Origin of the sequence: Pseudomonas fluorescens (assembly GCF_041354075.1) — a bacterium.
In the GTDB taxonomy this organism is placed as follows: Bacteria; Pseudomonadota; Gammaproteobacteria; order Pseudomonadales; family Pseudomonadaceae; genus Aquipseudomonas; species Aquipseudomonas fluorescens_CE.
In genome coordinates this window covers 1-12,687 of record NZ_JARZGC010000029.1, presented here as the reverse complement: position 1 = coordinate 12,687, position 12,687 = coordinate 1, and the positions used below count along the sequence as shown (strand labels likewise).

At 62.0% G+C, this 12,687-nt stretch carries 14 protein-coding genes; 9 read left to right on the top strand and 5 right to left on the bottom strand.

Translation table 11 applies throughout. The features are described from left to right. Positions 1-9: 9 nt before the first annotated feature. The 5 genes from QIW53_RS25020 to QIW53_RS25000 all read right to left on the bottom strand — a co-directional run bounded on the left by QIW53_RS25020 (position 10) and on the right by QIW53_RS25000 (position 3,405). Positions 10-945 carry a glutathione S-transferase family protein gene (locus QIW53_RS25020; protein ID WP_371052236.1) on the bottom strand — a complete coding sequence of 312 codons (936 nt, stop codon included), beginning with the start codon at positions 943-945 and terminating at the stop codon, positions 10-12. 88 nt (positions 946-1,033) lie between these two features. Beyond that, complete coding sequence (locus QIW53_RS25015; RefSeq protein WP_371052235.1) at positions 1,034-1,351, bottom strand: GIY-YIG nuclease family protein; 318 nt, start codon at positions 1,349-1,351, stop codon at positions 1,034-1,036. A gap of 39 nt (positions 1,352-1,390) precedes the next feature. Then, a complete protein-coding gene (locus QIW53_RS25010; RefSeq protein WP_371052234.1) occupies positions 1,391-1,861 on the bottom strand; it encodes a nuclear transport factor 2 family protein in 471 nt (156 codons plus the stop codon). 129 nt (positions 1,862-1,990) lie between these two features. Further along, positions 1,991-2,674, bottom strand: a complete 684-nt coding sequence (locus QIW53_RS25005) for a DUF1120 domain-containing protein (RefSeq protein ID WP_371052232.1) — start codon at positions 2,672-2,674, stop codon at positions 1,991-1,993. A 98-nt stretch (positions 2,675-2,772) separates the two neighbouring features. Beyond that, entirely contained in the window at positions 2,773-3,405 is a 633-nt protein-coding gene (locus QIW53_RS25000; RefSeq protein WP_371052231.1) for a response regulator, read from the bottom strand. 539 nt (positions 3,406-3,944) lie between these two features. Here QIW53_RS25000 and QIW53_RS24995 point away from each other — a divergent pair. The 9 genes from QIW53_RS24995 to QIW53_RS24955 all read left to right on the top strand — a co-directional run bounded on the left by QIW53_RS24995 (position 3,945) and on the right by QIW53_RS24955 (position 12,567). Then, positions 3,945-4,565, top strand: a complete 621-nt coding sequence (locus tag QIW53_RS24995) for a DUF1120 domain-containing protein (RefSeq protein ID WP_371052230.1) — start codon at positions 3,945-3,947, stop codon at positions 4,563-4,565. Positions 4,566-4,604: 39 nt separating this feature from the next. Further along, on the top strand, positions 4,605-5,225 hold the full coding sequence (locus tag QIW53_RS24990; RefSeq protein WP_371052229.1) for a DUF1120 domain-containing protein: 621 nt from the start codon (positions 4,605-4,607) through the stop codon (positions 5,223-5,225). A 78-nt stretch (positions 5,226-5,303) separates the two neighbouring features. After that, entirely contained in the window at positions 5,304-5,933 is a 630-nt protein-coding gene (locus QIW53_RS24985; protein WP_192305184.1) for a DUF1120 domain-containing protein, read from the top strand. Between the two features lie 38 nt (positions 5,934-5,971). After that, positions 5,972-6,682 (top strand): fimbria/pilus chaperone family protein, encoded by a 711-nt coding sequence (locus QIW53_RS24980; RefSeq protein WP_371052228.1) that lies wholly within the window; start codon positions 5,972-5,974, stop codon positions 6,680-6,682. A 127-nt stretch (positions 6,683-6,809) separates the two neighbouring features. After that, positions 6,810-9,275, top strand: coding sequence for a fimbria/pilus outer membrane usher protein (locus QIW53_RS24975; protein ID WP_371052227.1), 2,466 nt, complete (start codon positions 6,810-6,812; stop codon positions 9,273-9,275). An 11-nt stretch (positions 9,276-9,286) separates the two neighbouring features. Continuing rightward, positions 9,287-10,420: a DUF1120 domain-containing protein gene (locus QIW53_RS24970; protein WP_371052226.1), complete on the top strand. Its 1,134-nt coding sequence runs from the start codon at positions 9,287-9,289 to the stop codon at positions 10,418-10,420. 82 nt (positions 10,421-10,502) lie between these two features. Beyond that, positions 10,503-11,123 carry a DUF1120 domain-containing protein gene (locus QIW53_RS24965; protein ID WP_371052225.1) on the top strand — a complete coding sequence of 207 codons (621 nt, stop codon included), beginning with the start codon at positions 10,503-10,505 and terminating at the stop codon, positions 11,121-11,123. A 151-nt stretch (positions 11,124-11,274) separates the two neighbouring features. Next, a complete protein-coding gene (locus QIW53_RS24960) occupies positions 11,275-11,895 on the top strand; it encodes a DUF1120 domain-containing protein (protein ID WP_371052224.1) in 621 nt (206 codons plus the stop codon). Positions 11,896-11,946: 51 nt separating this feature from the next. Further along, the gene (locus QIW53_RS24955) at positions 11,947-12,567 is read left to right on the top strand and encodes a DUF1120 domain-containing protein (protein ID WP_192305172.1); all 621 of its coding nucleotides are present in this window, start codon (positions 11,947-11,949) and stop codon (positions 12,565-12,567) included. Positions 12,568-12,687: the final 120 nt, after the last annotated feature.

Below are 12,687 nucleotides of genomic sequence, written 5' to 3'. Positions count from 1 at the left end.
TTGCCGCTGTCAGCGCTTTTCGATCCGGAACCCAAAGCGCGGAAAGTGCACGTGCACCACACCCGCACGCTCGTCCTCGCGGCGCAGGATCAATTCCTCGCGCCCGGCAAACAGCAGCTCCCCGGCCACCGGATCGACGCCGTAGTCCGTGGCGGCGATGATCACCGGCTGGCCCGCCTCGAAACCATTCGGCTCCTCGAACTGTTCGTCCGGCAGGGCGGCCGGTGCCGTGGTGCGTGCCACGTCCAGTGCCTGTTCGGTCGTCATCTCGCTGGACGCGCCGTGACCGAACCCCATGACCCGCGCATGCCACGCGGCCACCGCCGGATACGCATCGACCAAGGGTGCGGTCACCGGCGTCGCCTTGAGAAACCACAGGCAATGGGCCAGGGCGAAGTCGGCAATGGAGGGTACGCCGAACAGGAAATCACCCTGTTCGCGCTGAAGTTGTTGCTCCAGGCGCGCCATGATCGTCGGCCATTGATGCCGTGCCAGTTCCGCAGGCAACTTGCTGGCGCTGCCACCACTGAACAGCCCGGCGCGGTCGGCGAGAAACGCCTTGATCGCTTCCGGCGGCAAGTGGCCGAAACGCACGGCCACCGAGGCCGGCTGGAACACCAGGCTCACCGCGTGCTGGAACACCACCGAGTCGGCCCACGCGGCGAAGGTTGCGGCGACCATTTCCTGACCTTCGGGGAAAAACGCCGGCAAGGCTTTTTCCTGTTCCAGTCGGCGGGCAATCAAGGCCGTATCGCAATAGATGTCCGCGCCGACCTGCAACACCGGGGTCTTGCGGTAGCCACCGGTCAACGCCGTCAACTCTGGTTTGGGCATCACCGGCGAGATCTTCACCGAACGCCAGGACAAACCCTTGAAGCCCAGCAACAGGCGGGCCTTTTCGGCGAAAGGGGACGTCGGGTAATGATGGAGTATCAACTCGGACATGCTCGGCTCCGCCGCACAGAAAGTGAGCCAGCAGCTTAGCGCGCAATCGGCGGGCGGCCTACCGATGTGCCTGATGGGAACCTATCAGTCAGATTGATAAGCCGGCGGCAAAGGTCGCCACCAGGCATTCCTTGGCGCTTTTTCGAAGTTTCTTGATCAGCCGTTCCTGGCGCAACGCTTCGCGCTTGTCGCGACAGGCTTCGGTGTAGACCAGCGCCATGGCCGGGCTGGACAGGAAGAAACGCGCGCCCTTGCCACTCTGGTGCTTGGCGAAACGGCGCACGGGGTCGTCGCTGATGCCGCAGTACAGCGAACCATTGGCCGCCCGCACCAGATAGACAAACCAGGGTTTGCTGGCGGGCACCGGCTCGGTGGCAACGATGGTGGATTCGCTGGGAGGGTTCACGTGACGATCGAGGCTTGAAGGAAACAAACCGCGATCTTATCAGCGACCGGCCTGAAATGCCTTCAGCCCCTTCAACGCCTGGGCACGCACGGCGTTGCGCACCAACGGAGTCCAGCCCAGCAACAGGCCCTTGAACCCCAGGGCCTGGCGCGACCAGGCCCACAGGTCGAAGTGGTCGTGATGTTCGCAGATCTTGCCATCGCGAAAGACGAAGCGTGCCTGAATGTCGTTGACCACGGTGTTGCCGGTCTGGCTGAACAGGTACGTCGCCACCCAATGCGCACCGCCGCTGCGTTCATCGCTGCGCACGCTGTCGAAGGTCAGGGAAAAGTCCTTGGCCCGGCTGGTGAGCATGCGCCACATGTCGCCGGCATCACGCCCGCGCAGTTCGCCAAACGCCGGATCGCTGAACACCACATCATCGGTGTAACAGGCGCTCATCGCTTCGGCATCCAGTCGCTGGAAAGCCTGGTAGAACCGGGTAATCAAGGCGTCGTGGGCATCTTTCATGGACGGGCTCCGCAAATATCATCATTTGGCCAGCACGATAGTCCGCCAGTGCGCGAATGACCATGGCCATTCACCCTAAAAATACCGGCACTGACGACGATGGCCGCCAGTCAATGCCCACCCGGCGAATTACAGGTAGAAGACGACCAGTGTCGCGCTGCCATCCAAGCGCATTTCGGAGGTAATGACGTCCGGCTTCCTGACCTTGGTCGCCACGACGACATCCGCCGTGAACGTCTGCATGGCAATGGGCGCGTAGTCCGGGCCGGGCGCGTTGGCGGTCCGCATCCAGTCAGGCTGCCAGATCTGGCTGGCAGACACCGGGAACCAGGTGCTGCCATCGACTGATTCCACCATTTGAGCCGCCGCCCCGTCGGCCAGGGCATTCTCCATCGTCAAGTTGTAAAGCCCGAGCTTCTGATTGTTTTCCCCCAGGCCCAGACCAAACGAGGAATGACTGTTATCCGCCGACGTATCCTTTCGGTTGTCGGTACTCTTAACCGCAAAAAAAGTAGCGGCATCGCAGGCAACGGTCAGTTGAATGGCAACAACCGGCATCGGGTTGAGGCCATTGACAAGGTCCTTGACCGAGATTTTTCCGTAGTCGACTACTCCACCGTTGGACAACTGCGGCGTACAGGCCGCTGGGGTAATTTTGCCGATGACGCTCAAGTCCACGCTCGATGCAGCATTTGCATGGGTCGCAAAGACGAAAAACACGGCCGCAACGACCCCACTGACATTCCTGTTCATTGTTCCTGATCCCATCCAGTGTTTCATTTTATTGGCAGGTAAAGCAGGCAACTCACCCATTGCCGCCACTCCCCGAGTGTGTAACGGGAAGCAACTTTAATGCGGCTCACTACATTCAGAAATACAACTAATACGAAAGCGCAGAGCCTTTAAACAACTCAATGCACCATCCCGCTGTCACGGGCATACGCAAACAAGTCCACATCGGTGGAAATACCCAGCCGCTGCATGGCCATGCTTTTCTGTTTACTGATGGTCGACACGCTGCGTTTAAAGTAATCGGCGATTTCGCTGACGGTCATGCCACTGGCGAGCATCCTGACCACCTCGTGTTCCTTGGCCGACAGCGCGGGAGGGCCTGCCTCGACGTCGGCCTCGGCCTGCAGCAGCGCCGCGCGCAATGACTGGCTGATGAACCGCCGCCCTTCCCGCACGGACTTGATCGCCAGGGGCAGCTCCTTGGCGGAGGCATCCTTGGCGATGATCGCCATCACGCCCTGGGCGAATGCAGCCCTCAGGGTGGTGACGTTGGCGAACATGGTGACCAGGATAATCGCGGTGTGCGGATGATGGCGTCGCACCATGCTGAGCATTTTCAGACCGTCGGCCTGAACGTTGCCCGGCATGCTGAAATCGGTGACCAGCAGCTCGCAGGGGGTATCGGAAAGCAGGTTCAGCAGACTGTCGGGGCCATCGGCCTCGCCCACGACGACACAGGGTCGGCTCAAGTCGATGAGCATTCGCAAGCCGATACGAACTACCGGATGATCGTCAGCAATAATGACTCGCATTGTAGGATTAATCCTGTTCAGTGGCTGGAATGGGGAAAAAAATAGCGCTGACCTGTTCCCATCACAACGACCAATCTGCAGTCCAAAATTACGTAACCCAATGTCTACGGGGAACAGCACTTTCTCCTATAAAACAAAAAGACTCTTCCTACATGTAGACAGGTGAAATACCACATACAAAACCTACGGACATCCCTGAAAAAAAATACGAAATGTAAGTAGCAATCCTACTTCCTACATACACCAGAAGACTTTTCTTACACCTCGCCACAACACTGACTTTGCACACACCCCTGCCCCAGCGTTTTCGTATTAGTTGCATTCCACCCTGCAACTTCCGTCGATAGATTGCGCCTGTCCGCAACAGGGCACCCCCAACGATTCTTCTGGAAGGAAACGCCGAGCGATGAAAACACGTTTAACCCCGCTAACCGGAACCTGCACTCCATGCGCGGCTTGTCAGCGACCTGCAACCCTGGACTTCAACCGGTAACGCCCGTCACCCGGCGCGCGCCCAATCACTCAAAGGACGACCCATCATGGAAAGATGCGCACTCGCTCTATCAATCGCCCTGTTGCTGACCAACGCCCCCGCAGCACTGGCCGCCAGCAGTACCGATCTGAGCGTCATCGGGGCCATTACGCCCAGTTCCTGCACCCCTTCGCTGTCGGACGGCGGCATCGTCGATCACGGCAAGTTGACCTCGAAGGACCTCGACCAGACGTTGCCGACCCGGTTGCCGGTGGGCGAAATGTTGCTTCAGGTCGATTGCGAAGGCCCGACAAGCTACACCCTGACCACCATCGACAACCGGGCCGGCACCTCGGTGATCAACCCCAATTACCACGGGCTGGGTACGGTCAACGATGACCAGAACCTGGGCAGCGTGGGCTTCGGGATATTCGAGGCGCAAGCCGATGGCAACAGCGTGGTCACGATCATGTCCCGCGACAACGGCGCCAGTTGGGGAGCATCCAGTTATCTGGGTCATGCCGGCTGGACGGCGTTTGCCGCGCCGGGCGACCCGCGTACGCCCATCGCCGTACAGCACCTCAGTGCCCGCCTGCGCGCCTTCACCATCATTGCGCCGGCCAGTGACCTGACCTTGCTCGACGAGCTGCCCATCGACGGGCACGCCACCGTGCAGATCACCTACTGATCAACCCCTTTTTTTCGAATCATATCCAGGAGTTTCACCATGAACACGACCTTCAACACCCTCCTCGCCGCGCTGTTGCTGGCAGGCAGCGCCAACGCTTTCGCCGCCTCCAGCGTCGACCTGACCGTTAAAGGATCGATTACCCCGAGTGCTTGCACACCAACCCTGTCCCAAGGCGGGCTGGTGGATTACGGGAAGATTTCGGCGAAGGATTTGAATGCTGACAGAGTCACATACCTGCCAACTCAAACGGTGCAACTGTCGTTGACTTGCGATGCACCAACCTCCGTAGCGCTGGAAGCCAAGGACAACCGCGCCGGTTCATCCTGGAACAGCCTAGAAACTTATGGCCTCGGGATGATAAACACCACCGAAAAGCTTGGTGCCTTGGAGTTGAAACTGAGTTCCGCAACAGCCGACGGGGTGGTAGTCAGCACGATCGGCTCGGTGGACCAAGGCAACACTTGGGTCACAGAGACAGGCTTTTTTACCGACAACATCCTGGCGGTAGCCGTCCCCGGCACTCTGACCCCAATCATGGTCCAGCAGCTTAATGCCGACCTGAAAATCTATCCGGAAATCGCCCCTAGCAACCAACTCACCCTGACCAACGAAGTAGCCATCGACGGTTCCGTCACCCTGTCCGTCGTCTATTTCTAATTCGCCAATAGATCGAAGAGCGGCAGGCCTTCCTGACCGCTCTCACCTGCACCGTGCTGACAAGGATTTCAGACCGTTATGAAACTTGCGACTTCACACCTGCTGGCGATGCTTGGTCTGCTGAGCGTCGGGCCAATGGCGATGGCCGCCTCCGAGGTCGAGCTGAACGTGGTGGGCCAGATCACCCCGAACGCCTGCGACGTATTGCTCTCGGACGACGGCATTGTCGACCACGGCAAGGTGCCCGCCCGCACCCTCAATCAATACGAGCTGAGCCCGCTGCCAGGGCGGCAACTGGAGCTGCACGTGAGTTGCAACGAACCCTTGCTGTTCGTGCTCGTGGGTATGGATAACCGGGCCGACTCGTCACTGGGGCCCGGGTTCTACTACGGTCTGGGATGGAACGTCCACGCCCCGGAGGAACGCCTGGGCGCGGTGAGCCTGGCTTACCGCAATGCAATGGCCGATGGCGAACCCGCGCTGGTGCTGGCGTCGAGCAACCAGGGCCTGACCTGGTTTCCGGAAACCAATGCCTACCCGAACAACTACATGGGTTTCGCCCGGCCCGGCACGCTGGTGCCCGAGCCTCATCGCCTGGTGACCGCGACCCTGCACATCAACACCTCGATCAACGCCGCGAGTTTCCTGACCCTGAACCAGGAAGTGCCGCTGGACGGCGCCATCGTGCTCGACCTGAGATACCTCTAGCCATGCTGACCTTTCCTTCTTCCCTAAAGGCATTAACCATGAACCTTTTCCACAGCGCGCGGCGCTCGAGTTTCTGCGTGGGCATCCTGGCCTTCGCCCTCAGCGGCCAGGTGCTGGCCGACGGCATGGTGCCCGACACCTCGGTGGTGATCGTCAACGAGGCCGACGGCGAGGCCTCGGTGTCGGTGACCAACACCGATACGACCCTGGCCCTGCTGCACGTTACCCTCGAAGACATTCCCGAGGACAAGGACCCGCTGGTGTTTGTCACGCCGCCGCTGGCACGGGTCGAGCCAGCCAAGAGCCAACTGGTGCGGTTCATTCTGCAGACGTCCGAGCCGTTGAAGACCCAGCGTCTGAAACGGGTGATCTTCGAAGGGATGCCGCAGGACCGTCCGCCGGCAGAAGCCGGGCATGCGCGGGTCGGTGTAACGGTGCGCCAGAACCTGCCGGTGATCCTGCATCCCAAAGGCCTGGCGCCCAACCGCACGCCGTGGACCGGGCTGACCTGGCGCCTGAAAGACAACCAACTGAGCGTGCACAACCCTTCACCCTACGTGGTGCGCCTGGCCCAGGAACTGACGCTGCTGCCCGGTAACGGTTCTGCCTTGCTGCCGCGCACCTATGTGCTGCCGGGCGAAACCCTGAGCGTGAGCGCCAATGGCGCGACCGGCACCGCCGTGCGATTACAGCCGGCCACGGTGTACGGCTTTGCCGTGCCGCATTTCGAGGCCCCGATCGAATCCTGATACCACCACGACTGCGCGACGAAGGAACGCCAAGCGCCGAAGTTTCCGGGTGACGGTTTCAAGCCGTTACAACTCGCGTGCCTGACCCCCTCAGATCGGTCAGGCCGGCACAACCCAAGTGAACCCCATGAACACAGTATCTTCTTACCGTGATGGCGAAGCCGTGCCCGTTGTTCGCTCCATACCCTATCGCCGCGCAGGCCGTCGGGCCCTTGCAGCCTTGCTCCTGGTCAACGCACTGACGGTGCTCGACGCCCACGGTGATCCGTTGTTGCTGGCACAGTTCGACACCAGCACGCTGCGCCAGCGCGGTATCGATCCGGCACTGGCAAGCTTGCTGATGCAGGCGCCACGCTTTGCCGCCGGGCGGCATTCGGTGACGCTGAGCGTCAATGGCCAGCGTCAGGGCCGCGTCGACATCGCCTTCGATCGCCAGGGCGCGCTGTGCTTCGACCGCACCCTGCTCGACAAGGCCAACCTCACGGTGCCCGAGCACACCCTCGACGATGGCCGTTGTCATGATTTCCAGGGAGCCTGGCCGCAAACAGCCATCGAGCAGGACCCGGCCAACCTGGCCCTGGCGCTGATCGTTCCCACCGACGCCATTCGCCCGGCCGTGAGAGATGTGTCCGGCTATCAGACCGGTGGCTTCGCAGCGCTGATCAACTACGACGTGACGGGCCAGAACAGTCGCTTCGGCGATGATTCGAGTCGCTACGCATCGGCCAACACCGAGTTGGGTTTCAATGCCGGCGACTGGATCGTACGCAGCCGTCAGGTGCAGACCTGGCAGGACGATGTGTCCCGGACCACGCATATCGCGGCCTACGCGCAACGCACCTTCGCCGAACATGAAGCGGTGTTGCAGGCGGGTCAGATCAACCTCTACAACCCGGTGCTGGCCGGTGCGCAGATCACCGGCGTGCAGGTGCTCAACGAGCAGGCCCTGCAAGCCGAAGGGCAAAGTGCGGTCATCGAAGGCATCGCCAACAGCCAGGCTCAGGTCGAGGTGCGGCAGAACGGTTCGCTGATCTATTCCACCGTGGTGCCCGCCGGGCCGTTTGCCCTGAATAACGTTCGCCGCCTCAATAGCCGCTCGGACGTGGAAGTCACCGTCAAGGAAGAAGACGGCAGCGAACGCAGCTTCACCATCCCGGCCGCCCTGCTCGGCATCGGCCTGCCCGCACCGGGCTACTCGCTGGCGGCCGGCCATGTGCGGCGGGTGGGCGATGAACAGGGCGATGAACCCTGGGTGATCAGCGCTGGCTGGAGTGGCGCGTTGAATCCGCAGGTGCTGATCAGCGGCGGCATCACCGGAGCCGCCGACTATCGCGCGGCCGGAGCCAGCCTGGGCTTGCTGCCCACGCCCGATACGCAGCTCCAGGCAACGCTGACCGGGGCGCAGGCCACCGGCAACGAATCCGGCAAGGGGCTGCAGGCCGACCTGACCGCATCGCACCGGTTAAGCGATCAATGGGCACTCAATGCCGGCGGTTCCTACCGCACCCTGGGTTACCGCGAACTGGAAGACGCGGTGTTCGACAACACCAGCGACGACCGCAAATCCCGTTACCGCGACCAGCAAAGCCTGTCTCTGTCGTGGTCCCATCCGTGGCTGGGTGCCTTCAGCGGCGGCTTCAGCCAATCGAACTCATTCGATGGCCGGAACAGCAGCCGTGCCCTCGCGTCCTGGGGCACCAACATCGGCGCCGTGTCGGTATCGGCGACCGCGGAATGGCAACTCAGCGGGTCGAACCGCACCGGCGACAGCGTCTACGTGAACCTGAGCATTCCCCTGGGCGAAAACCGCCGGGCGCGCACCTGGGTGCGCAACACCGGTGGCGAGTACCGCAGTGGTGTGGGCGTGAGTGAGCAGATCAACGATCAACTGGCCTACCGGGTGGGTGTCGAGCACGACACCCGTGACAAGGAGGTGCAGTCCACGGCCGGCGTTTCGCTGCTGCCGCGCTACACCCAGCTGGACCTGAACTACACCCGCGCCGACGCCGAGCGTTCCAGCTACCAGGCCAGCGCCCGAGGCGGTGCGGTACTGCATGGCGGCGGTCTGACGCTGTCGCCCTACCCGATCAGCGACACCTTCGGCCTGCTCTCGGTGGGCGACATGGGCGCGATCAAGGTCTCGACCCCGAGCGGTCCGGTGTGGACCGACTGGCAAGGCCAGGCGGTGATCCCGCAGCTGTCGGCCTACGGCAAAAGTCCGGTGGAAGTCGATACCCGCACCCTGCCGCGCAATGCCGACATCAGCAACGGCCTGGCGGTGCTGTCCGCCGGACGCGGCGCGGTCGACAAGGTCGAGTTCGGCGTCACCCTGACCCGTCGCGCCCTGCTCAAGGTCACCACCGACAACGGCGCGGCGCTGCCCCGGGGCGCTTCGGTGAAAACCCGTGACGGTGAGTTCGTGACCCTGGTGCAGGAAGGCGGCCTGGTGTTCCTGCCCAACGCGCTCGACACCCGTGCGCTGTTGATCAATGCACCGGGGCTGGCGCCTTGCGAACTGCTTTTCGAGCTGCCGGCGGACGCCGACACCCATGCCTATTACGAAACCGCTCCCGCCAGATGCCGGGCGCTTTGAGGATGACGCCCATGAACCTGTTCCGCTGCTTGATGGCCAGCCTGGTCGCTTTGGTACTCACGCCACAGGCCTTGGCTTCGACCGACGACTGCCAGCTCAACCTGAGCCAGCCGGTGCTCGACTACGGCTTGATGAACCGGGCGATCCGCCCTGATTCGGCCCCCGAACGAAACCTCGGCGAGCGGCGTTTGAGCCTGAGCCTGAGTTGTCCAACCGCCACCGACCTGAGCCTGTTTTACCGGGCCATGGCCGCGACCGCCGAGCGCTTCCATTTTGCCGAGCGCGGCAGTTACCAGTTGCGCGTTCGTGATGCGGTGCTGGATGGTCGGTCGGTGGAACTCGGATTGATCGCCGGTGCCGGCCAGCCGCCCTCGGAAATCGCGTCGAGCCTGATCTGGCGGCCCGAACATGGCATTGCCCCGGTGCAGGCAGGCACGTCGTTGCAGGGTCGCACGCTCTCGGCCCAGGTCGAGGTGACGGCGTGGGTCCAGGAACAAGGGATGCACGTACGCGACGCAGTGACCTGGGAGACTTTCGGGGTGTTCGACGCCATCGCCACCGGACGCAGCCGCGAGGCGACCCTGCGCGCGCGTTTCGCGCCGGCGGCTTGCGAGCCGGGACTGTCCAACGGTGGCGTGGTGGATTTCGGCAACCTGACGATCAACGACCTCAGCGCCGACAAGCCCACACGCCTGCCACCGCGCTCATTGAACCTGCGTGTCGGCTGCGATGCCCCGACCGCATTCGCCTTGATCATGCATGACAACCGCGCCGGTTCGGCGACCATCGACAGCGACTTCCAGTACGGCCTCGGCACGGACGGTCGCCAGAACAAAATCGGCTTTTTCTCGCTGAACATCGACCCGGCCAACGCCAGCGCCGACAGCGTCGCCCGCCTCTATCGAACCGAGTCAACTGGCGGCGGTGCGGCGTGGAGCAGCGCGGGCGCCAACCCGATCGCCCTCGCCAAGACCCGTTACCTGAGTTTCACCGACCGTGCCGGCAGCCACGCGGGCCCGGCCATGATCCAGAACTTCAACGCCAGCGTGACCGTCGACGCCGTCGTTGCCCCCCTCAACAGCCTGGACATGAGCAACGCCATCGACCTCGATGGCGCGGGGACGATCGAGATTATTTACCTGTAACACGCCAGCCGCGCCGCGCTTACCCGCAAAACCGGCTCGCTGGCAACGGCCTTTTTATCAACCCTGGAAATGAGTAAGACAAATGAAAAAGTACCTCGCAACACTGTCGGCCACGGCCCTGATCGGCATGGCGCCGCATGTGCTGGCAGCTTCGAGCACCGACCTGAGCGTGACCGGCAAAATCACGCCAAATGCTTGCACGTTGAGCTTGTCCGGGGGCGGTGTGATCGATATTGGCAAATTCTCGGCGGCGGATCTTGCCCTCCACGTGAATACGGAAATAAGCAGAGACCCCCTGCAATTGACCATGGCGTGTGATGGCTCTACGCCCTTTGCCCTGAGATCAATCGATAACAAACACGGTACGGAATCAACCAGCGGCTGGTTTGGCCTGGGATTGAGCAACGCGGGAGAAAAACTCGGTTTTGTCTATGTCGGGATCAAACAGACCTCGGCAGATGGACAGGCGGCTCAGGCTATCAAGTCTGAGGATGAAGGCGTGTCCTGGACGAAGGGCACCAGCCTGAACAAAACAGTGCTCGTATCGGCTGGCACTGCCGCAGACCAGCAAACCCCAATCATGGTGAAAGACCTCACCATGGATCTGGAAGTCAGTACGTTCATCGCGCCTTCCAAAACCCTGACATTGACCGACGAAACCATCCTTGATGCTTCCGCGACAATCGAAGTCGTGTACCGCTAAAGCCATGACCCACGCTTTTGTAGGAGCGAGCTCGCTCGCGAAAAATGCATGGCCGCCGCGTCGAACCAGACAGCGCGCGTCATCGTTGACGCCCATCGCGAGCAAGCTCGCGCCTACAGAGGCAAAATTTCAAATCGATGAGAATCTGGAAATGAAAAAGTACTTCGCAGCACTGACCGCCACCGCATTAATCGGCATGGCGCCACATACACTGGCAGCTTCGAGCACGGATCTGAGCGTCACCGGCTCGATCATCCCGAGCGCCTGCCTGCCAACCCTGTCCGAAGGGGGTGTCGTCGAATACGGCAATATTTCGTCGAAGGATCTGAATCAAACCACCGGCACCTACCTCGAAAAGCGCACCGTGATCCTGAGCGTCAAATGCGACGCACCCCAGCGCTTTGCGCTCAAGGGCGTCGATAACCGCATCGGTTCGAGCAACCTGGCGTCAGCCTTCGGCCTCGGCAAAATCAACGGCAGTCAGAATCTGGGGCACTTCATGATGTACATGATGGGCGCGGTGGCCGATGGCGTGTCGGTCCTGCCGATCAAATCCAAGGACGGCCAAACCGGCTGGGAGGGCCATGTGTTCTGGATGCCGGGGGATTACGCCTCGGTGGCCGACAGGAGCGATACCAGCCAGCCGATCCTCGTTCAGGACGTTGCCATGGAACTGGACATCGCCCCGTTCGTCCTGCGCGCCGACGGCCTGGACCTGACCAATGAAGTCCAGATCGACGGTTCGGCCACGCTGGAAATGAATTACCTCTGAGCCGGACTCGCTCCCTCGGGGGCGCTTTTCAACGACATAAGGATGTGAAAAATGAAGCACTGTTTAGCAGCACTGACCGCCACCGCCCTGATCGGCCTCGCGCCTTCTGCGCTGGCGGCGTCGAGCACTGACCTGAGCGTCACCGGTGCCATCACCCCGGCGGCCTGTACCCCGAGCCTGTCGGATGGCGGGGTGATCGATCACGGAAAAATCTCGAAGAAAGACCTGAACGCGGCCACCTACACCAACATCGGCGTCCACACGATTCGCCTTTCCGTCAGCTGTGAAGCACCGGGTACTTTTGCCCTGCGCTCGATCGACAACAGGGCCGGGACCCCGTCGAACCGGGACTGGTATGGCCTGGGCAACACCCCGGCCAACGAAAAAATCGGCTTTGTCATTCCGATGATGAAAGGCGTCGTGGCGGACGGGCAGCCGGCCCGGACCATCATTTCCTGGGACAACGGGGCCAGTTGGGGCGCTCATCACCACCTGCGTCCGAACATTCTCATCGCCGCCGGCTCACCCAGCGACACCACCACGCCGATGATCGCGCAAGACGTCGCTTTCGAGATCGACGTCTCTACCCATATCGCCGCCACCGACGGCCTCACGCTGAACGACGAAGTCAGCTTCGACGGTTCGGTGACTTTCGACATGACCTACTTCTGACGCCGTCGCGGCGCGCCCCCCCAAACGGGGGGGGGGGGGAGGGGGCGGGCGGGCGGGGTGGGGCGCGGGGGGGGGGGGGGGGGGGGGGGGGGGGGGGGGGGGGGGGGGGGGGGGGGGGGG

Coding starts and splice junctions, on each gene's coding strand:
- QIW53_RS25010 (WP_371052234.1), bottom strand. CDS start 1,861: ATGAAAGATGCCCACGACGCCTTGATTACCCGGTTCTACCAGGCTTTC.
- QIW53_RS25000 (WP_371052231.1), bottom strand. CDS start 3,405: ATGCGAGTCATTATTGCTGACGATCATCCGGTAGTTCGTATCGGCTTG.
- QIW53_RS25005 (WP_371052232.1), bottom strand. CDS start 2,674: ATGGGTGAGTTGCCTGCTTTACCTGCCAATAAAATGAAACACTGGATG.
- QIW53_RS24995 (WP_371052230.1), top strand. CDS start 3,945: ATGGAAAGATGCGCACTCGCTCTATCAATCGCCCTGTTGCTGACCAAC.
- QIW53_RS24965 (WP_371052225.1), top strand. CDS start 10,503: ATGAAAAAGTACCTCGCAACACTGTCGGCCACGGCCCTGATCGGCATG.
- QIW53_RS24990 (WP_371052229.1), top strand. CDS start 4,605: ATGAACACGACCTTCAACACCCTCCTCGCCGCGCTGTTGCTGGCAGGC.
- QIW53_RS24960 (WP_371052224.1), top strand. CDS start 11,275: ATGAAAAAGTACTTCGCAGCACTGACCGCCACCGCATTAATCGGCATG.
- QIW53_RS24980 (WP_371052228.1), top strand. CDS start 5,972: ATGAACCTTTTCCACAGCGCGCGGCGCTCGAGTTTCTGCGTGGGCATC.
- QIW53_RS24955 (WP_192305172.1), top strand. CDS start 11,947: ATGAAGCACTGTTTAGCAGCACTGACCGCCACCGCCCTGATCGGCCTC.
- QIW53_RS24970 (WP_371052226.1), top strand. CDS start 9,287: ATGAACCTGTTCCGCTGCTTGATGGCCAGCCTGGTCGCTTTGGTACTC.
- QIW53_RS24985 (WP_192305184.1), top strand. CDS start 5,304: ATGAAACTTGCGACTTCACACCTGCTGGCGATGCTTGGTCTGCTGAGC.
- QIW53_RS24975 (WP_371052227.1), top strand. CDS start 6,810: ATGAACACAGTATCTTCTTACCGTGATGGCGAAGCCGTGCCCGTTGTT.
- QIW53_RS25020 (WP_371052236.1), bottom strand. CDS start 945: ATGTCCGAGTTGATACTCCATCATTACCCGACGTCCCCTTTCGCCGAA.